The following is a 16,652-nucleotide window of genomic DNA, read 5'->3' as shown; positions in this document are numbered from 1 at the left end:
TCTTCCATGTTCCTGCTCGCCGCTGAGGGTGGTGAGTCGACCCACAACCCGATCGTGCCGATCTGGCAGGAGATCGTGGTGGGCGGCATCGCCTTCGCCCTGCTCTGCGTCGTGCTGATGAAGTTCGTCTTCCCCCGGATGGAGCAGACGTTCCAGGCGCGGGTCGACGCGATCGAGGGTGGCATCAAGCGCGCCGAGGCCGCGCAGGCCGAGGCGAACCAGCTGCTCGAGCAGTACCGGGCGCAGCTGGCCGAGGCGCGCACCGACGCCGCGAAGATCCGGGACGACGCCCGGGCCGACGCCGAGGGCATCCGGCAGGACATCCTCGGCAAGGCGCGGGAGGAGTCCGACCGGATCATCGCGGCCGGCAAGGAGCAGCTCGCCGCCGAGCGGGCCACCATCGTGCGCGAGCTGCGCACCGAGGTCGGCACGATCGCGGTGGACCTGGCCAGCAAGATCGTCGGTGAGTCGCTCGCCGACGAGGCGCGTCGCAAGGGCACCGTTGACCGGTTCCTGAGCGGTCTCGAGAGCGCGGGGGCCCGCTGATGCAGGCCGCCAGCCGGGAGTCGTACAAGGTCGCGGCCGAGCGCCTCGACGCGTACGTCCGCGGCGCGGAGCCGTCGGCGGTGGCCACCACCGCCGACGACATCCTCTCCGTCGCCGACCTGCTGCGGCGCGAGCCGCGGCTGCGCCGGGCGCTCTCCGACCCGGCCCGCTCCGGTGCGGACCGCACCGCCCTGCTCGGCGAGCTGCTGCGCGGCAAGGTCGGCGCCGAGGCGCTCGACCTGGTCGCCTCGCTGGTCGCCGGCCGCTGGTCGGCGCCGTCGGAGCTGCTCGACGGTGCCGAGCGGCTCGGCGTGGAGGCGCTGCTGGCCAGCGCCGACTCCGCCGGCGACCTCGGCGAGGTCGAGGACGAGCTGTTCCGCTTCGGTCAGGTGGTCTCCGGTCAGTCGGCGCTCTCCAACGCGCTGGCGGACCCGATCGCCCCGGTCGGGCAGCGGGCCGCCCTGGCCCGCGAACTGCTCGCCGGCAAGGCCCGCCCGATCACCCTCCGCCTCGTCGAGGCGGCGCTGGGCGGGTTCGGGGGACGCTCCTTCACCGGGGCGCTCACCCGACTGGTCGAGCTCGCCGCCGACCGGCGGGACCGGCAGGTGGCGTACGTGACCGTCGCGGCCCCGTTGAGTGACGAGGACGAGCGCCGGCTGGGCGCGAGCCTCTCCGCGATATACGGTCGAGAGGTTTCCGTCAAGCAGACGGTGGACCCCGGAGTTCTCGGTGGCGTGAGCGTGCGGGTCGGCTCCGACCTGTACGACGGCACCGTCCTGCGCCGCCTCAACGAGAGCCGCAACGCGCTCGCGAAGCGCTGAGGTGGCACCGCCGCCCAGCGCCTGTGATTAGACGCCATTCGGACCGGTCGGTACTAGGTATCCCGGGCCCCTGATACTTAAGGAAGCAGAGGATGGCCGAGCTGACCATCTCGACGGAGGAGATCCGCGGCGCCCTGGAGCGCTACGTCTCCTCCTACTCGTCCGAACTCTCCCGCGAGGAGGTCGGCACCGTCGCCGACACCGGCGACGGCATCGCCCACGTCGAGGGCCTCCCCTCGACCATGACCAACGAGCTCCTGGAGTTCGAGGACGGCACCCTGGGTGTGGCGCTGAACCTCGACGTCCGGGAGATCGGTGTCGTCGTTCTCGGTGACTCCGCCAAGCTCGAAGAGGGGCAGCGCGTCAAGCGCACCGGCCGGGTGCTCTCCGTGCCGGTCGGCGACGCCTTCCTCGGCCGCGTGGTCAACGCGCTCGGCCAGCCGATCGACGGCCTCGGCGACATCCCCAACGAGGGCTTCCGCGAGCTGGAGCTCCAGGCCCCGAACGTGATGGCCCGGCAGTCGGTCGACGAGCCGCTGCAGACCGGTCTCAAGGCCGTCGACGCCATGACCCCGATCGGCCGCGGTCAGCGTCAGCTGATCATCGGCGACCGGAAGACCGGCAAGACCACCGTCGCCCTGGACACCATCCTCAACCAGCGGGAGAACTGGCGCTCCGGCGACCCGAAGAAGCAGGTCCGCTGCATCTACGTCGCCATCGGCCAGAAGGCCTCCACGATCGCCTCGATCAAGGGCATCCTGGAGGAGGCGGGTGCGATGGAGTACACCACCATCGTTGCCTCCCCGGCCTCCGACCCGGCCGGCTTCAAGTACCTCGCCCCGTACACCGGCTCGTCCATCGGGCAGCACTGGATGTACGGCGGCAAGCACGTCCTGATCGTCTTCGACGACCTGAGCAAGCAGGCCGAGGCGTACCGCGCCGTGTCGCTGCTGCTGCGCCGCCCGCCGGGTCGTGAGGCGTACCCGGGTGACGTCTTCTACCTGCACTCCCGCCTGCTGGAGCGCTGCGCGAAGCTCTCCGACGAGCTGGGCGGGGGCTCGATGACCGGCCTGCCGATCATCGAGACGAAGGCCAACGACATCTCGGCCTTCATCCCGACCAACGTCATCTCCATCACCGACGGCCAGATCTTCCTCGAGACCGACCTGTTCAACCAGGGCGTCCGGCCGGCCATCAACGTCGGCACCTCGGTCTCCCGGGTCGGTGGCGCCGCGCAGGTGAAGCCGATGAAGAAGGTCGCCGGTTCGCTGCGGCTGAACCTGGCCCAGTTCCGCGAGCTGGAGGCGTTCGCCGCCTTCGCCTCCGACCTGGACAAGGCCTCCCGCGCCCAGCTGGAGCGTGGTTCCCGCCTGGTCGAGCTGCTGAAGCAGTCGAACTACTCGCCGTTCCCGGTGCAGGAGCAGGTCGTCTCGGTCTGGGCCGGCACCGAGGGCAAGCTGGACGACATCCCCGTGGGTGAGATCCGCCGCTTCGAGTCGGAGTTCCTCCAGTACCTGCGCCACAAGCACGAGGGTGTGCTGGCCGGGATCGCCGACAACAAGTGGGACGACGAGATCGTCGGCTCGCTCGACCGCGCCATCACCGAGTTCAAGCAGCTCTTCCTCGGCAAGGCCGACGAGCGTCGGATCAACGAGGCCCCGGCCACGCCGCTCGAGGGCGAGGAGAACCGCGAGACGGTGACCCGCTTCCGCGACGGCACGACCGACCGCCCGGTCGAGAACCAGTAAGGGCTGATTCATGGCGGCCCAGGTACGCGTTCTTCGTCAACGGATCCGCTCGGCGAAGGGGATGAAGAAGATCACCAAGGCGATGGAGCTCGTGGCGACGAGCCGGATCGCCAAGGCCCAGGCCCGGGTGGAGGCGTCCCTGCCGTACGCCCAGGCCATCACCGGTGTGCTCACGGCGCTGGCGTCCAACGCGCGGATCGACCACCCGCTGCTCACCCCGCGTCCGCGGGTGCGGCGGGCAGGTGTCCTGCTGGTCACCTCCGACCGTGGCCTGGCCGGCGGTTACAGCTCCAACGCGATCAAGACGGCGGAGTCGCTGATCGCCCGGCTCCGCGCCGACGGCAAGGAGCCGGTGCTCTACGTCATCGGGCGCAAGGGCGTCGGCTTCTTCCGGTTCCGTGACCGGCCGATCGAGGAGAACTGGACCGGGTTCTCGGAGCAGCCGACGTTCGCCGACGCCCGCGCCGTGGGCGAGACGCTGATCAAGGCGTTCACGGCCGGTGCGGACGACGTCGACGGCGGCGCCGGGCCGGACGGGGTGCTCGGGATCGACGAGTTGCACATCGTCTACACCGAGTTCCACTCCCTGATGACCCAGACCCCGGTCGCGAAGATCATCGGGCCGATGCAGGTGGAGGACCGTCCCCGGTCCGAGGGCCTGCTGCCGGCGTACGAGTTCGAGCCGGAGGCGGAGGCGCTGCTCGACGCGCTGTTGCCGAAGTACATCAACACGCGGATCTACGCGGCGTTGCTGGAGTCGGCGGCCAGCGAGTCGGCGGCCCGGCGGCGGGCGATGAAGAGCGCCACCGACAACGCCGAAGAGATGATCGAGAAGTACACGCGTGAGATGAACTCGGCCCGCCAGGCCGGGATCACCCAGGAGATCAGCGAGATCGTCGGCGGCGCGAACGCGCTGGCCGCGTCGGGAAGTGAAGTGTGATGACTGCCCCAGTAGAGACCAAGACGGCCACGGGTCGCGTGGTCCGGGTCATCGGCCCGGTCGTCGACGCCGAGTTCCCGCGCGACGCCATGCCGGCCCTGTTCAACGCCCTGCACGTGGACGTGACCCTCTCCGGCGGCGAGAAGACGCTGACCCTGGAGGTCGCCCAGCACCTGGGTGACAACATGGTCCGCGCCATCTCGATGCAGCCGACCGACGGCCTGGTCCGCGGCGCCGAGGTGCGGGACACCGGTTCGCCGATCACCGTTCCGGTGGGCGACACGGTCAAGGGCCACGTGTTCAACGCGATCGGCGAGTGCCTCAACCTCACCGAGGGCGAGACGCTCAGCCCGGACGACCACTGGCAGATCCACCGCAAGGCCCCGGCCTTCGCGGACCTGGAGCCGAAGACCGAGATGCTGGAGACTGGCATCAAGGTCATCGACCTGCTCGCCCCGTACGTGAAGGGCGGCAAGATCGGCCTGTTCGGCGGCGCCGGCGTGGGCAAGACGGTGCTCATCCAGGAGATGATCACCCGTGTCGCCCGGAACTTCGGTGGTACCTCGGTCTTCGCCGGCGTGGGTGAGCGCACCCGTGAGGGCAACGACCTCATCGCCGAGATGACCGAGTCCGGCGTCATCGACAAGACCGCGCTGGTCTACGGCCAGATGGACGAGCCGCCGGGCACCCGGCTGCGGGTGGCGCTCTCCGCGCTCACCATGGCGGAGTACTTCCGCGACGTGCAGAAGCAGGAGGTGCTGCTCTTCATCGACAACATCTTCCGCTTCACCCAGGCGGGTTCGGAGGTCTCCACGCTGCTCGGCCGTATGCCGAGCGCCGTGGGTTACCAGCCGACCCTGGCCGACGAGATGGGCGAGCTCCAGGAGCGGATCACCTCCGTCCGGGGCCAGGCCATCACCTCGATGCAGGCGATCTACGTGCCGGCGGACGACTACACCGACCCCGCCCCGGCCACCACGTTCGCCCACCTCGACGCGACCACCAACCTGGAGCGGTCGATCTCCGACAAGGGCATCTACCCGGCCGTGGACCCGCTGGCGTCCTCGTCCCGGATCCTCGCCCCGGAGTTCGTCGGCGCCGAGCACTTCGCGGTGGCGACCGAGGTGAAGCGGATCCTGCAGAAGTACAAGGACCTGCAGGACATCATCGCCATCCTCGGTATCGAGGAGCTCTCCGAGGAAGACAAGATCACCGTGCAGCGCGCGCGGCGGATCGAGCGCTTCCTGTCGCAGAACACCTACGCCGCCGAGCAGTTCACCGGCGTGCCGGGCTCGACGGTCCCGATCAAGGAGACCATCGAGGCGTTCAAGAAGATCAGCGAGGGTGAGTACGACCACTTCCCCGAGCAGGCCTTCTTCATGTGCGGCGGTCTGGAGGACCTGGAGCGCAAGGCGGCGGAGCTGATGAAGGGCTGACCTGTCGGTCCTGAGAAAGGCCGTCCCGGCAATGCCGGGGCGGCCTTTCGTTCATCTTCGGGCCTTATGATCGCCGCTGCCCGGTTCCGCGCGGTCGGCGATCAAGCCGAACGCGAGGTACCGTCGATCCGCGCGCTCGCCGGAGCGAGCGTCGATCTGTGCAACCAATCGGCTGCGTGCGCCCGTCTCCTGATCGTGGGCGTGACGAACGGAGATGATCGTGGGTAAGGCCGGCAAGGGCGGCGGCAGGTCGTCCGTGTGGTCGGGGGTGCCGCGGTGGGCCCGGGCCTGCACCGTGTTCGGTGCCGTCCTCATGCTGCTCAGCGGCGTGGTCCTGGTCGGCGCCGAGGCGCTGATGGCCCGCTACGAGGGCGCGGTGGGCAAGGCCGACCTCTTCGGCGACCAGGCCGCCGGGGCGAAGGAGCGCAAGAGCGACATCAAGGGCCCGCTCAACATCCTGCTGGTCGGCATCGACCCGCGCAACCCGGAGACGCCGCCGCTGGCCGACTCGATCATGGTGCTGCACGTGCCCGCCGAGATGGACCGCGCCTACCTCTTCTCGATGCCGCGCGATCTGCTGGTGGAGATCCCCAAGTTCAGCCGGGCGGAGTTCAACGGCGGCACCGACAAGCTCAACGCGGCGATGTCGTACGGCAGTCGGGTGCCGGGCGGGAACCCGGACGCCGCCCGGGGCTTCGAACTGCTGGCGATGACGGTGCAGAAGGTCACCGGCATCAAGCGCTTCGACGCCGGCGCGATCATCAACTTCAACGGCTTCCAGAAGATCGTCGACGCGATGGGCGGCGTCGACATGTACATCGAGCGCGAGGTGCGCTCCGAGCACCGCGAGCCGAGCGGTAAGCACCGCAAGGGCAACCCGTACGGCGAGGGCTACGTCGGCCCCCAGGCGGTCTACAAGAAGGGCAACCAGCACCTCAGCGGCTGGCAGGCGCTCGACTACGTCCGGCAGCGCTACCCGAAGAACGGCGTCCCGGACGGCGACTACGGCCGGCAGCGCCACCAGCAGCAGTTCGTCAAGGCCATGGCCGGCCAGGCGCTGAGCGCCGATGTGGTGACGAACCCGATCAAGCTGGACCGGGTGCTGCGGGCGGCCGGGCAGTCGCTGATCTTCAGCGGCCGTGGCAACAGCGTGATCGACTTCGGCATCGCCCTGAAGAACATCCGCCCGGAGACGATCCAGATGGTCAAGCTGCCCGGCGGCGGCGTCACCGAGAACGGGAAGTACCGGGGCGAGCGGTTCCAGCCGGCCGTGGAGGACTTCTTCACCGCCCTCCAGAACGAGCAGCTGGACGCGTTCCTGTTGGAACACCCCGACTTCCAGAACAAGGCCAAATAGCCGTGGCGCAGGTCTCGCCACCCGCGTTGGGGGCGCGTCCGCGGCAAGACTAGACTTTCGACAATCCGCCGCCGCAGCAAGGAGACAGCGTGGCACAGCAGCTTCACGTCGAGCTCGTAGCCGTCGAGGAGAAGGTCTGGTCCGGTGACGCCGAGATGGTCGTCGCCCGGACGACCGAGGGTGAGCTGGGTGTGCTGCCGGGGCACGCGCCCCTGCTCGGCCAGCTCGCCGAGCCCGGCCAGGTGCGCATCAAGCTCGCCGGTGGCGAGCAGGTCTCCTACGAGGTCGCCGGCGGCTTCCTCTCGGTGACCGCCGACGGCGTCACCGTCCTGGCCGAGAGCGCCACCCCGGTTTCCGCCGCACAGAGCCGCTGAGCCGCACCGCCGATGGGGATCGTCGAAGGGATCGGAATCGGCGTAGCCGTCATCCTCGGCGCGCTCCTGATCCTCTTCGTCCGGCGGGCCGTCGTCACACGTAGCGGAGGCATCATCCGGCTCGGCGTCCGGACCTCCACGATGCTCGACGGCCGTGGCTGGTCCCCCGGCTTCGGCCGGTTCGTCGGCGACGAACTCCGCTGGTACCGGGTCTTCAGCCTCGCCATCCGTCCCACGCGGGTGCTCTCCCGCAAAGGGCTGGCCGTGGAGCGCCGGCGGCTGCCGGAGGGGCAGGAACGCCTCTCCATGCCCGCCGACTGGGTCATCCTCCGCTGTACCAGCAACCACGCCCCGGTCGAGATCGCCATGGCGCGATCCACCGTCACCGGGTTCCTCTCCTGGCTCGAGGCCGCCCCTCCGGGGGCGGTCTCGCCGCGTCTGGCCTCCCAGGACTGGCCCGCTGCCTGACGTCCCCTCGTCCTTGGGGTTTCCGGGGAGCCCACCCGCTCCGGGCGGTCAGGCTTGATCCCTCCGCGGGCGGGCTCCCCGGAAACCCCTGCCGTCGCACTGTCCGCGGTCCGGCGCCCTCTTACACCACCTGCACCGTTACCGGTCTCGTCAGGTGACCCGCTGAACTACTCGGGTGGTGAGGCGACCAGTTCGACCTCGTACCCCTGGTTGTCGGTCAGGTAGGCGGCGTAGGTGTCCGGGCCGCCGGCGCGAGGATGGCGGTCCGGGAAGAGCAGCGTCCAGCCGTGCGCCGGCGCCGCCGCGACCAGCCGGTCCACGGCGGCCGGCGGACCCGCGTGGAAGGCGAGATGGTTGAGCCCGGGGGCGAGCCGATCGTGGACCGACCCGGACAGCGCCGGCGAGCATTCCAGCACCAGGTACGTCGGGCCGAGCCGCCAGGAGCGGCCGGCCGGCCACTCCTGGAACGGCGTCCAGCCCAGCTCGCCGAGCAGCCAACCCCAGCCGCGGACGGCGGCGGCCAGGTCGGGCACCCAGACCTCGACGTGGTGCAGCGCGCCCACCGCGGCGTCCGGCGGGAGGGGATGCTGCGCGGTCAGCGCCTACCGCCCGGCACCCATAGCACATCTCCGCCCGGATTGGCCGATCTTGCCAAGATGAACAGCAGGTCAGAGAGCCGGTTGAGATACTTTGCCGGGAGCGAGCTGGTCCGCTCAGGGTCGTGTGCGACCAGGGCCCACGCCGCCCGCTCGGCGCGTCGGGCGACCGTCCGCGCCACGTGCAGCAGCGCCGCGCCCGCGGTGCCGCCGGGGAGGATGAAGGAGTCGAGCTTGCTCAGGCGTGCGTTGTACTCGTCGCACCAACCCTCGATGCGCTCGACGTACTCCTCGGTGACCCGCAGCGGCGGGTACTTCGGATCCGGCTCCACCGGGGTGGCCAGGTCGGCGCCCACGTCGAACATGTCGTTCTGGATCGACGCCAGGACGCCCCGCAGCTCGTCGTCGAGCTGCCCCAGCGCGAGCGCCACGCCGATCGCGGCGTTGCACTCGTCGACGTCCGCGTACGCGGCGATGCGCGGATCGGTCTTCGGCACTTGTTCGTTGTTGCTCAGCCTGGTCATGCCGGCGTCGCCGGCCTTGGTGTAGATGCGCGTGAGGTGGACGGCCATGACGCACAGCCTACGGATACCGGATCTGCCGATCCCGGTGCGCCCGGGCGCCCTCCGGCCGGGCGGGGTGGGCCCCGGGCACGCCGGTGACCCGGCGGTCAACGACGTCGACGTCATCCGGGTGCGCGGCGACGCCCGCCTGGCCGGCACGGTGCACGTCGTCGGCGCGAAGAACTCGGCGCTGAAGCTGATGGCCGCCGCGCTGCTCGCCCCGGGACGCAGCGTGATCACCAACGTCCCGCGGATCACCGACATCGCGATCATGGGCGAGGTGCTCCGCCGGCTCGGCTGCGGCATCCGCTTCGACGCCGACGACCCGGTCGACCCGATGGTCGCGCACGGCGGGGTGGCCCGGTCCCGGTCGGTCGTCATCGACGTGCCCGAACAGCCCGGCACCGAGGCCGACTACGACCTCGTCCGCCGGCTGCGTGCCTCCATCTGCGTGCTCGGCCCGCTGCTGGCCCGCCTCGGGTACGTGCGGGTGGCCCACCCCGGCGGAGACGCCATCGGCTCGCGGGGGCTGGACATGCACATCTCCGGGCTGACCCGGATGGGCGCGGAGATCTCGGGCGAGCACGGCTTCGTGATCGCCTCGGCGCCGCACGGGTTGCACGGCGCGGAGATCATGCTCGACTTCCCCAGCGTCGGGGCGACGGAGAACCTGGTCATGGCGGCGGTGCTGGCCCGCGGGGCCAGCGTCATCGACAACGCGGCCCGCGAGCCGGAGATCGTCGACATCTGCACCATGCTCAACCAGATGGGCGCGCGGATCTCCGGCGCCGGCACGTCGACGCTGCACATCGCGGGGGTGCCCGGGCTGCGGCCGGTGCGGCACGCCACGGTGGGGGACCGGATCGTGGCCGGCACCTGGGCCTTCGGCGCGGCGATGACCCGGGGGGACGTCACCGTGACCGGGGTGGAGCCGGGGTTCCTGGAGGTCGCGCTCGACAAGCTGGTCTCCGCCGGCGGCCTGGTGGAGACCAGGGGCGACGCGTTCCGAGTCCGGATGGACGACCGGCCGAAGGCGGTGGACGTGGTCACCCTGCCGTACCCGGGCTTCGCCACCGACCTGCTGCCGATGGCGATCGGCCTGGCGGCGGTCAGCGACGGCGCGTCCCTGATCACCGAAAACATCTTCGACGGCCGGTTCATGTTCGCCAACGAGATGATGCGGCTGGGCGCGGACATCAAGACCGACGGGCACCACGCGGTGGTACGCGGCCGTGAGCGGCTCTCCGGCGCCCCCGTACGCGCCACCGACATCCGGGCCGGCGCGGGGCTGATCATCGCCGGGCTCTGCGCCGAGGGGGTCACCGAGGTCTCCCACGTGCACCACGTGGACCGGGGCTACCCGGACTTCGCGGCGGACCTGCGGGCCCTCGGCGTCGAGGTGGAGCCGGGCACCGCGCCGGAGGAGCCGGACCTCACCATCTGAAGGCCCCGCCGCTGCCGTCCGCCGCCCGGGCGACACGCCTTAGCATCCGTTCAGGCGTGCCGACTAGGGTGCTGGCAGACACTCATTCAGGCGAGGGAGAAGCAGATGGCGGGTCGACTCGCGGTCGTCGGGGCCGGGCTGATGGGCTCGGGCATCGCCCAGGTGGCGGCGCAGGCGGGCTGGCAGGTGACGCTGCGGGACCTGGACGACGCGGCCACCAAGCGGGGCGTGGACGGCATCCGGAAGTCGCTGGAGAGGTTCGCCGAGAAGGGGAAGATCGAGGTGTCCGACGTCGAGGCGACGCTCGGCCGGATCACCCCGACCACCGACCTGGAGGCGGCGGCGGACGCGGACATCGTCGTCGAGGCGGTCTTCGAGAAGATCGAGATCAAGCACGAGGTGTTCCGGGCGCTGGACAAGATCTGCCGGCCCGACGCGATCCTGGCCACCAACACCTCGGCCATCCCGGTGACCCAGATCGCCACGGCGACCGAGCGGCCGGAGGCGGTCGTCGGCACCCACTTCTTCTCACCGGTGCCGATGATGAAGCTCTGCGAGCTGGTGCGTGGCTACAAGACCAGCGACGAGACCCTGGCGACGGCGAAGGCGTTCGCCGAGGGGATCGGCAAGACCGTCGTGGTGGTCAACCGGGACATCGCCGGCTTCGTCACCACCCGGCTGATCAGCGCGCTCGCCATGGAGGCGGTCAAGCTGGTCGAGTCCGGCGTGGTCTCCGCCGAGGACCTGGACACCGCCTGCAAGCTCGGCTTCGGCCACGCCATGGGTCCGCTGGCGACGATCGACCTGACCGGCGTGGACGTGCTGCTCAACGCCACGAAGAACATCTACACCGACACCGCGGACGAGAAGTTCTTCCCGCCGGAGCTGCTCCAGCGCATGGCCACCGCCGGTGACCTCGGCCGCAAGTCCGGCAAGGGCTTCTACACGTACTGAGCGGACGCGGCGGGGGCGGGCACCACGGGTGGCCGCCCCCACCGCGCCTCAGCCGTCGCGCCGGGTCGTCCAGCGGAAGGTGGTCAGGCAGAGCACCAGCCCGACGACGCACCAGGCGGCCAGCACCAGGGCCACGCGGGTCAGCTCGAAGGAGCCCGCCGGCTCGCGGGCGCCGAACGCCTCCGGCAGGAAGACCGAGCGCAGGCCCTGGCACATCCACTTCAGCGGGAAGAGCGCCGCCACCTGCTGCATCCAGCTCGGCAACTCGGTGAAGACGAAGAACACGCCGGAGATGAACTGGAGCACCAGCGCGACCGGGGTGACCACGGCCGAGCCGCTGCGGGCGGTGCGGGCCAGTGACGAGATGGCGATGCCGCACAGCGTGCAGGCGGTGACACCGAGCACCGACACCCAGCCGAAGGTGAGCCACTTCGCGGCGGTGCCGGGCAGCTCCAGGTCGAACAGCGCCACCGAGACGGCGAGCAGCAGCACGGTCTCCGCGATGCCGATGGCCACGACCATCAGGACCTTGCCCGCGAACCAGACCCACTTCGGCATCGGCGTGCCCCGGTACCGCTTGAGCACCCCCCGGTCCCGCTCGATCGGGATCCAGATGCCGAGGTTCTGGAAGCTGACGGTCATCAGGCCGGTGGCGATCATGCCGGTGATGAAGTACTGGGTGTAGCTGACCCCGGGCGCGATCCGGTCGTCGAAGATCGCCGCGAAGATCACGATCATGATGACCGGGAAGCCCATCGTGAAGACGACGGACTCCCGGCTGCGCAGGAACTGGGTGATCTCCAGCCGGCCCTGCCGCAGGCCGAGGGCGACCGGACCGGGCCGTCGGGCCGGGGCCGTGGCGGCCGGTGGGGCGGGCTTCGTCGTGGTGGTCATCGGTGTCCGATCATCCGCAGGTAGACGTCCTCCAGGGTCGGCCGGGTCACCGTCAGGCCGGGGACCTCGCCGCCGAAGCGCGCGGCCAGTTCGGCCACCAGCGCCGTCGGCGTCGCGCTCTCCGCCGTCTCCAGCGCCCCCTCCGGCGTACGCCAGGCGACCGTCGCGAGGGCCGCCTGCCGGTTGCCCAGCCGGTCGGGTGCGGCGACCTCGACCAGCCGTCCGCCGGCGATCACGCCGACCCGGTCGGCCAACGCCTCGGCCTCGTCGAGGTAGTGGGTGGTCAGCACGATGGTGGTGCCGGCGGCGGCCAGGTCCCGGATCAGCTCCCAGAACTCCCGGCGCGCCTCCGGGTCGAAGCCGGTGGTCGGCTCGTCCAGGAAGAGCAGCTCGGGTCGGCCGACGATGCCGAGCGCCACGTCGAGCCGGCGCTTCTGCCCGCCGGAGAGGGTGTGCGTACGCGCCCTCGCCTTGCCGGCCAGCCCCACCCGCTCGATGACCTTGTCCGGGTCGTCCGCCCCGGCGTAGAAGCCGGCGAAGTGGCGCACCACCTCCGCGACGGTCAGCTCGTCGAACTCGCCCGTGCCCTGGAGCACGATGCCCACCCGGGAACGCCAGTCGGCGGCCGGCGCGGCCGGGTCGCTGCCGAGCACCGAGACCTCGCCGGCGTCGCGCCGACGGTAGCCCTCCAGGATCTCCACGGTGGTGGTCTTGCCGGCGCCGTTGGGGCCGAGCAGGGCGAACACCTCGCCGCGGCGGACGTCCAGGTCCAGGCCCGCCACGGCGACGTTGTCGCCGTACGCCTTGCGCAGCCCCCGGACGGAGATCGCGAGCTCGTCATCCATGTCGTCAAGTGTGCGTCCTGGCCGTGGCCGTGACCCGGCCGGGGTGTGGCGGTCCGGCCCATGCCGGGGGCTTCGCACCCGGGCGTCCGCTCCATGGAGCTGTGTGGTTTTCCACAGCGCCGGTGACTGAACGGTAACTTAGACTCCCGCCATGGACGAGAAGGCTCTCCCGGGTCGGCTGCCCGAACGCGACCGCCCGTGGGTGATGCGCACGTACGCCGGGCACAGCTCGGCCGCCGCCACGAACGCGCTCTTCCGCCGCAACCTGGCGAAGGGGCAGACCGGCCTGTCGGTCGCCTTCGATCTGCCGACGCAGACCGGGTACGACCCCGACCACGAACTCGCCGCCGGTGAGGTCGGCCGGGTGGGCGTCCCGGTGGCGCACCTCGGCGACATGCGGGCCCTCTTCACGGGCCTCCCGCTGGCCGAGATGAACACGTCCATGACCATCAACGCGCCCGCGATGTGGCTGCTCGCCCTCTACGGCACGGTCGGCGCGGAGCAGGGGGCCGAGCTGGCCCGCTGCGCCGGCACCACGCAGAACGACATCATCAAGGAGTACCTCTCCCGGGGCACCTACATCTTCCCGCCGGCGGCGTCGCTGCGCCTCACGGCCGACGTCATCGCGTACACGCTGCGGGAGATGCCCCGGTGGAACCCGGTGAACATCTGCTCGTACCACCTCCAGGAGGCCGGCGCGACGCCGGTGCAGGAGGTCGGTTTCGCGCTCTCCACCGCCGTCGCGGTGCTCGACGCGGTCCGCGACTCGGGCCAGGTGCCCGCCGAGCGGATGGGCGACGTGGTGCAGCGGGTCTCCTTCTTCGTCAACGCCGGCGTGCGCTTCGTCGAGGAGATCGCCAAGATGCGGGCCTTCGGCGCGCTCTGGGACGAGATCACCCGCGAGCGCTACGGGGTGGCGAACCCGAAGCAGCGCCGGTTCCGCTACGGCGTGCAGGTCAACTCGCTGGGCCTGACCGCGGCGCAGCCGGAGAACAACATCCAGCGCATCGTGCTGGAGATGCTCGGCGTGACCCTGTCCCGGGACGCCCGGGCCCGCGCCGTCCAGCTGCCCGCCTGGAACGAGGCCCTCGGCCTGCCCCGGCCGTGGGACCAGCAGTGGTCGCTGCGCATGCAGCAGGTGCTCGCGTACGAGTCGGACCTGCTGGAGTACCCGGACCTCTTCGAGGGCTCGCACGTGATGACCGCGCTGGTCGACGAGATCGTCGCCGGGGCGCGGGTCGAGCTGGAGAAGGTGCTGGAGATGGGCGGCGTGGTGGCCGCCGTGGAGACCGGCTACCTCAAGAGCGCGCTGGTCGCCTCGCTGGCCGAGCGGCGGCGCCGGATGGAGGCAGGCACCGACGTGGTGGTCGGGGTCAACCGGTTCGCCGAGACCGAGCCGTCGCCGCTGACCGCGGCCGGTGCCGAGGCCGTCGAACAGGTCGACCCGGCGGTGGAGGCGGCCGCCGTGGCCTCCGTACGCGAATGGCGGGCCGGGCGGGACGCGGCGGCCGTGGACGCGGCGCTGGCCCGGCTGCGGGCGGACGCCGCGACCACCACGAACCTGATGCCGGCGACGCTGGAGTGCGTGCGGGCCGGCGTGACCACCGGCGAATGGGCCGGCGCGCTGCGGCAGGTCTTCGGCGAGTACCGCGCCCCCACCGGCCTGGCCGGCGCCGCCGGGGCCGGCGGGGACGCCACCCTGGCCGCCGTCCGCGAGCGGGTCGCCGCCACGGCCCGTGAGTTGGGCAGCGGCCGGCTGCGGCTGCTGGTCGGCAAGCCCGGCCTGGACGGGCACTCCAACGGCGCGGAGCAGATCGCGGTACGCGCCCGCGACGCCGGCTTCGAGGTGGTCTACCAGGGCATCCGGCTGACCGCCGGGCAGATCGTCGCCGCCGCCGTCGAGGAGGACGTGGACCTGGTCGGCCTGTCGGTGCTCTCCGGCTCGCACCTGGCCGCGGTGCCGGCGGTGCTGGACGGGCTGCGCGCGGCCGGCCGGCCGGACCTGCCCGTGGTGGTCGGCGGGATCATCCCGGCCGGCGACGCCGCGCAGCTCCGGGCCGCCGGGGTGGCCCGGGTCTTCACGCCGAAGGACTTCGCCCTCACCGGCATCATCGACGACCTGGTCACCGTCGTTCGCGAGGCCAACGGCCTGAGCTGAAGGAAGGGCGGTCAGCGGGTGACGTAGGTCATGCAGTCGGCCATGTCGTTGTCCGGGCCGACCTTGATCGCCGGCGCGTGGCACTCCAACTGGTCGTTGTGCCGGCAGTCGGCCCGCTGGCAGGCGCCGACCTGCGCGATGAGGCCGTCCACGCCGGCCCGGACGGCGGGCATCTCGATGAACGTGTGGCAGTGCGCGTGGTCCATGCTGCCGATCGTGATGGCGAAGGCGTGGCAGTCGCCGGTGTGGTTGTACGCGCAGGCCGAAACCACACACTCCTGGACGCGGGGCATCTCCATCGCTGCGGTCATGCCGACCTCCTCTAGAGTCTTGCCCCGACTTTAGGCTTTTGGTGGGGTTGGCGAGGCGGATTCAGCTCTGCCCGAGCACCTCCGACAGCGGAGCCGGCTCCAGGCCGCGCTCGGCCAGCCCCGCCAGGATGTGCGGCAGCGCCTCGTCCGTCATCGGCGCGTTCGCCTCCGTCACGTGCAGGACGATCACCGACCCGGGGCGCACCCCGTCCAGCGCCGCCCGCACGACCGGCCGCCACGACTTCGCGAACGGATCGCCGCTCACCACGTCGCCGTCGACCACGGTCACCCCCAGCGGCGCCAGCGCGTCCAGCGCCTTCCGGTCGTGGCACAGCCCCGGGAAGCGGAAGTACCGGGTCTGCCGCCCGCCGTACGCGGCCACCACGTCGAACGTCCGCGCCACGTCGGCCGTCATCTCCCGCTCGGGGATGCGGGGCAGGCCGTAGCAGTCCGGGGTGAAGGCCAGGTGCCCGTACGTGTGGTTGGCCAGCTCGAAGCGCGGGTTCGCGGCGAGCCGTCGGGTCACCGCCGGGTACTGCTCGACCCACTTGCCGGTCAGGAAGAACGTGGCCGGCACCCGCTCCCGCTCCAGCAGGTCGATGATCTTCAGGTTCGCGTACGACCGCACCGCGCCGCTGCGCAACTGGTACCGCATCGCGTCCGTCATGTCCGCGTCGAAGGTGAGCGCCACCTTGTTCCCCACACGCGGCCCGTGGTCGACGACGGGCGGCCTCGTGCCGGGCGGGGTCGCGCCCGGGGTCGTCGTGCCGGGCGGGGCCGTGCCCGGGGTCGTCGGGGCGGGTGCGGCTGCGCCCGGGGTCATCGGGGCGGGCGTCGGCCCCGACGACGGGGACGGTGGCTGCGCCGCGGAGATCGGGACGATGCCGGCGGCGGTCGGGGTGCGGAGGGGGACCGGGCCGGTGAGGAGCGCCGCGGCGGCGAACACGGCGGCGATTGTGGCGGCGGCGAGCGGAAGGCGAGGGGTCTTCACGGGCACCGGGAGATGATGTCAGCGCTTCGTGTTCTCCGTGTGCCGGGCGTGGGGTGGTGTGCGGTCGTGGTGTGGGTGTGGGTTGCGGTGCGTGGTGGTGGGGGTGTGGCCCGCCGTGCCCGGCTCCGGGCGGTCAGGCTTGATCCCTGCGCCGGGCACGGCGGGCCACACCCCGTCGGTGGTCGCGCGCCGTCCGTGCCTGGATG

18 protein-coding genes are annotated in these 16,652 nt (G+C 71.3%); 11 read left to right on the top strand and 7 right to left on the bottom strand.

The genetic code is table 11. From position 1 onward, the window contains the following. The first annotated feature begins 6 nt into the window (after positions 1-6). The 8 genes from ABT006_RS06505 to ABT006_RS06470 all read left to right on the top strand — a co-directional run bounded on the left by ABT006_RS06505 (position 7) and on the right by ABT006_RS06470 (position 7,690). On the top strand, positions 7-546 hold the full coding sequence (locus ABT006_RS06505) for a F0F1 ATP synthase subunit B (RefSeq protein ID WP_350703600.1): 540 nt from the start codon (positions 7-9) through the stop codon (positions 544-546). Further along, complete coding sequence (locus tag ABT006_RS06500; RefSeq protein ID WP_350703598.1) at positions 546-1,367, top strand: F0F1 ATP synthase subunit delta; 822 nt, start codon at positions 546-548, stop codon at positions 1,365-1,367. The genes ABT006_RS06505 and ABT006_RS06500 overlap by 1 nt, the downstream gene beginning before the upstream one ends. Before the next feature lie 92 nt (positions 1,368-1,459). After that, positions 1,460-3,115 carry a F0F1 ATP synthase subunit alpha gene (atpA, locus tag ABT006_RS06495; protein ID WP_350703595.1) on the top strand — a complete coding sequence of 552 codons (1,656 nt, stop codon included), beginning with the start codon at positions 1,460-1,462 and terminating at the stop codon, positions 3,113-3,115. 10 nt (positions 3,116-3,125) lie between these two features. Then, positions 3,126-4,055, top strand: a complete 930-nt coding sequence (locus ABT006_RS06490; RefSeq protein WP_350703593.1) for a F0F1 ATP synthase subunit gamma — start codon at positions 3,126-3,128, stop codon at positions 4,053-4,055. Then, a complete protein-coding gene (gene atpD / locus ABT006_RS06485) occupies positions 4,055-5,491 on the top strand; it encodes a F0F1 ATP synthase subunit beta (RefSeq protein WP_350703591.1) in 1,437 nt (478 codons plus the stop codon). Before ABT006_RS06490 ends, atpD begins: the two co-directional genes overlap by 1 nt. Before the next feature lie 214 nt (positions 5,492-5,705). Beyond that, positions 5,706-6,848 carry an LCP family protein gene (locus ABT006_RS06480; RefSeq protein ID WP_350703589.1) on the top strand — a complete coding sequence of 381 codons (1,143 nt, stop codon included), beginning with the start codon at positions 5,706-5,708 and terminating at the stop codon, positions 6,846-6,848. An 89-nt stretch (positions 6,849-6,937) separates the two neighbouring features. Next, a complete protein-coding gene (locus ABT006_RS06475; protein WP_350684044.1) occupies positions 6,938-7,222 on the top strand; it encodes a F0F1 ATP synthase subunit epsilon in 285 nt (94 codons plus the stop codon). 12 nt (positions 7,223-7,234) lie between these two features. Further along, complete coding sequence (locus ABT006_RS06470; RefSeq protein WP_350703588.1) at positions 7,235-7,690, top strand: DUF2550 domain-containing protein; 456 nt, start codon at positions 7,235-7,237, stop codon at positions 7,688-7,690. A gap of 167 nt (positions 7,691-7,857) precedes the next feature. Here ABT006_RS06470 and ABT006_RS06465 read toward each other — a convergent pair whose 3' ends face one another. Continuing rightward, positions 7,858-8,253 (bottom strand): VOC family protein, encoded by a 396-nt coding sequence (locus ABT006_RS06465; RefSeq protein ID WP_350703586.1) that lies wholly within the window; start codon positions 8,251-8,253, stop codon positions 7,858-7,860. 32 nt (positions 8,254-8,285) lie between these two features. Further along, positions 8,286-8,858, bottom strand: a complete 573-nt coding sequence (locus ABT006_RS06460; protein ID WP_350703584.1) for a cob(I)yrinic acid a,c-diamide adenosyltransferase — start codon at positions 8,856-8,858, stop codon at positions 8,286-8,288. Here ABT006_RS06460 and murA point away from each other — a divergent pair. Beyond that, positions 8,857-10,293: a UDP-N-acetylglucosamine 1-carboxyvinyltransferase gene (gene murA, locus ABT006_RS06455; RefSeq protein ID WP_350703583.1), complete on the top strand. Its 1,437-nt coding sequence runs from the start codon at positions 8,857-8,859 to the stop codon at positions 10,291-10,293. The two genes, ABT006_RS06460 and murA, sit on opposite strands and share 2 nt — an antisense overlap. A gap of 105 nt (positions 10,294-10,398) precedes the next feature. Continuing rightward, positions 10,399-11,247 carry a 3-hydroxyacyl-CoA dehydrogenase family protein gene (locus tag ABT006_RS06450; protein WP_350703581.1) on the top strand — a complete coding sequence of 283 codons (849 nt, stop codon included), beginning with the start codon at positions 10,399-10,401 and terminating at the stop codon, positions 11,245-11,247. 48 nt (positions 11,248-11,295) lie between these two features. Here ABT006_RS06450 and ABT006_RS06445 read toward each other — a convergent pair whose 3' ends face one another. Next, positions 11,296-12,141 (bottom strand): ABC transporter permease, encoded by an 846-nt coding sequence (locus tag ABT006_RS06445; protein ID WP_350703579.1) that lies wholly within the window; start codon positions 12,139-12,141, stop codon positions 11,296-11,298. Further along, complete coding sequence (locus ABT006_RS06440; RefSeq protein WP_350703577.1) at positions 12,138-12,986, bottom strand: ABC transporter ATP-binding protein; 849 nt, start codon at positions 12,984-12,986, stop codon at positions 12,138-12,140. The genes ABT006_RS06445 and ABT006_RS06440 overlap by 4 nt, the downstream gene beginning before the upstream one ends. 151 nt (positions 12,987-13,137) lie before the next feature. On the opposite strand from ABT006_RS06440, the gene ABT006_RS06435 reads away from it, so the two are divergent. Next, positions 13,138-15,144, top strand: coding sequence for an ethylmalonyl-CoA mutase (locus ABT006_RS06435; protein WP_350703575.1), 2,007 nt, complete (start codon positions 13,138-13,140; stop codon positions 15,142-15,144). An 11-nt stretch (positions 15,145-15,155) separates the two neighbouring features. Here ABT006_RS06435 and ABT006_RS06430 read toward each other — a convergent pair whose 3' ends face one another. The 3 genes from ABT006_RS06430 to ABT006_RS06420 form a co-directional block, all read right to left on the bottom strand. Then, positions 15,156-15,455 (bottom strand): DUF1540 domain-containing protein, encoded by a 300-nt coding sequence (locus ABT006_RS06430; protein WP_350703573.1) that lies wholly within the window; start codon positions 15,453-15,455, stop codon positions 15,156-15,158. 61 nt (positions 15,456-15,516) lie between these two features. Next, positions 15,517-16,452 carry a polysaccharide deacetylase family protein gene (locus tag ABT006_RS06425; protein WP_350703572.1) on the bottom strand — a complete coding sequence of 312 codons (936 nt, stop codon included), beginning with the start codon at positions 16,450-16,452 and terminating at the stop codon, positions 15,517-15,519. A 12-nt stretch (positions 16,453-16,464) separates the two neighbouring features. Further along, positions 16,465-16,652: hypothetical protein (locus ABT006_RS06420; protein WP_350703570.1), on the bottom strand; the 188-nt coding region annotated here is incomplete at its 5' end.

It is taken from the genome of Micromonospora sp. NPDC002717, assembly GCF_040295705.1.
Taxonomy (GTDB): domain Bacteria; phylum Actinomycetota; class Actinomycetes; order Mycobacteriales; family Micromonosporaceae; genus Micromonospora.
Note: the sequence above shows the minus strand (reverse complement) of the source record. Positions and strands in the feature narration are given on the sequence as shown.

Excerpts from the sequence above, each read along its gene's own strand:
- ABT006_RS06505 (WP_350703600.1), top strand. The coding sequence starts at position 7 with ATGTTCCTGCTCGCCGCTGAGGGTGGTGAGTCGACCCACAACCCGATC.
- ABT006_RS06500 (WP_350703598.1), top strand. The coding sequence starts at position 546 with ATGCAGGCCGCCAGCCGGGAGTCGTACAAGGTCGCGGCCGAGCGCCTC.
- atpA (WP_350703595.1), top strand. The coding sequence starts at position 1,460 with ATGGCCGAGCTGACCATCTCGACGGAGGAGATCCGCGGCGCCCTGGAG.
- ABT006_RS06490 (WP_350703593.1), top strand. The coding sequence starts at position 3,126 with ATGGCGGCCCAGGTACGCGTTCTTCGTCAACGGATCCGCTCGGCGAAG.
- atpD (WP_350703591.1), top strand. The coding sequence starts at position 4,055 with ATGACTGCCCCAGTAGAGACCAAGACGGCCACGGGTCGCGTGGTCCGG.
- ABT006_RS06480 (WP_350703589.1), top strand. The coding sequence starts at position 5,706 with ATGATCGTGGGTAAGGCCGGCAAGGGCGGCGGCAGGTCGTCCGTGTGG.
- ABT006_RS06470 (WP_350703588.1), top strand. The coding sequence starts at position 7,235 with ATGGGGATCGTCGAAGGGATCGGAATCGGCGTAGCCGTCATCCTCGGC.
- murA (WP_350703583.1), top strand. The coding sequence starts at position 8,857 with ATGACGCACAGCCTACGGATACCGGATCTGCCGATCCCGGTGCGCCCG.
- ABT006_RS06460 (WP_350703584.1), bottom strand. The coding sequence starts at position 8,858 with ATGGCCGTCCACCTCACGCGCATCTACACCAAGGCCGGCGACGCCGGC.
- ABT006_RS06450 (WP_350703581.1), top strand. The coding sequence starts at position 10,399 with ATGGCGGGTCGACTCGCGGTCGTCGGGGCCGGGCTGATGGGCTCGGGC.
- ABT006_RS06445 (WP_350703579.1), bottom strand. The coding sequence starts at position 12,141 with ATGACCACCACGACGAAGCCCGCCCCACCGGCCGCCACGGCCCCGGCC.
- ABT006_RS06440 (WP_350703577.1), bottom strand. The coding sequence starts at position 12,986 with ATGGATGACGAGCTCGCGATCTCCGTCCGGGGGCTGCGCAAGGCGTAC.
- ABT006_RS06435 (WP_350703575.1), top strand. The coding sequence starts at position 13,138 with ATGGACGAGAAGGCTCTCCCGGGTCGGCTGCCCGAACGCGACCGCCCG.
- ABT006_RS06430 (WP_350703573.1), bottom strand. The coding sequence starts at position 15,455 with ATGACCGCAGCGATGGAGATGCCCCGCGTCCAGGAGTGTGTGGTTTCG.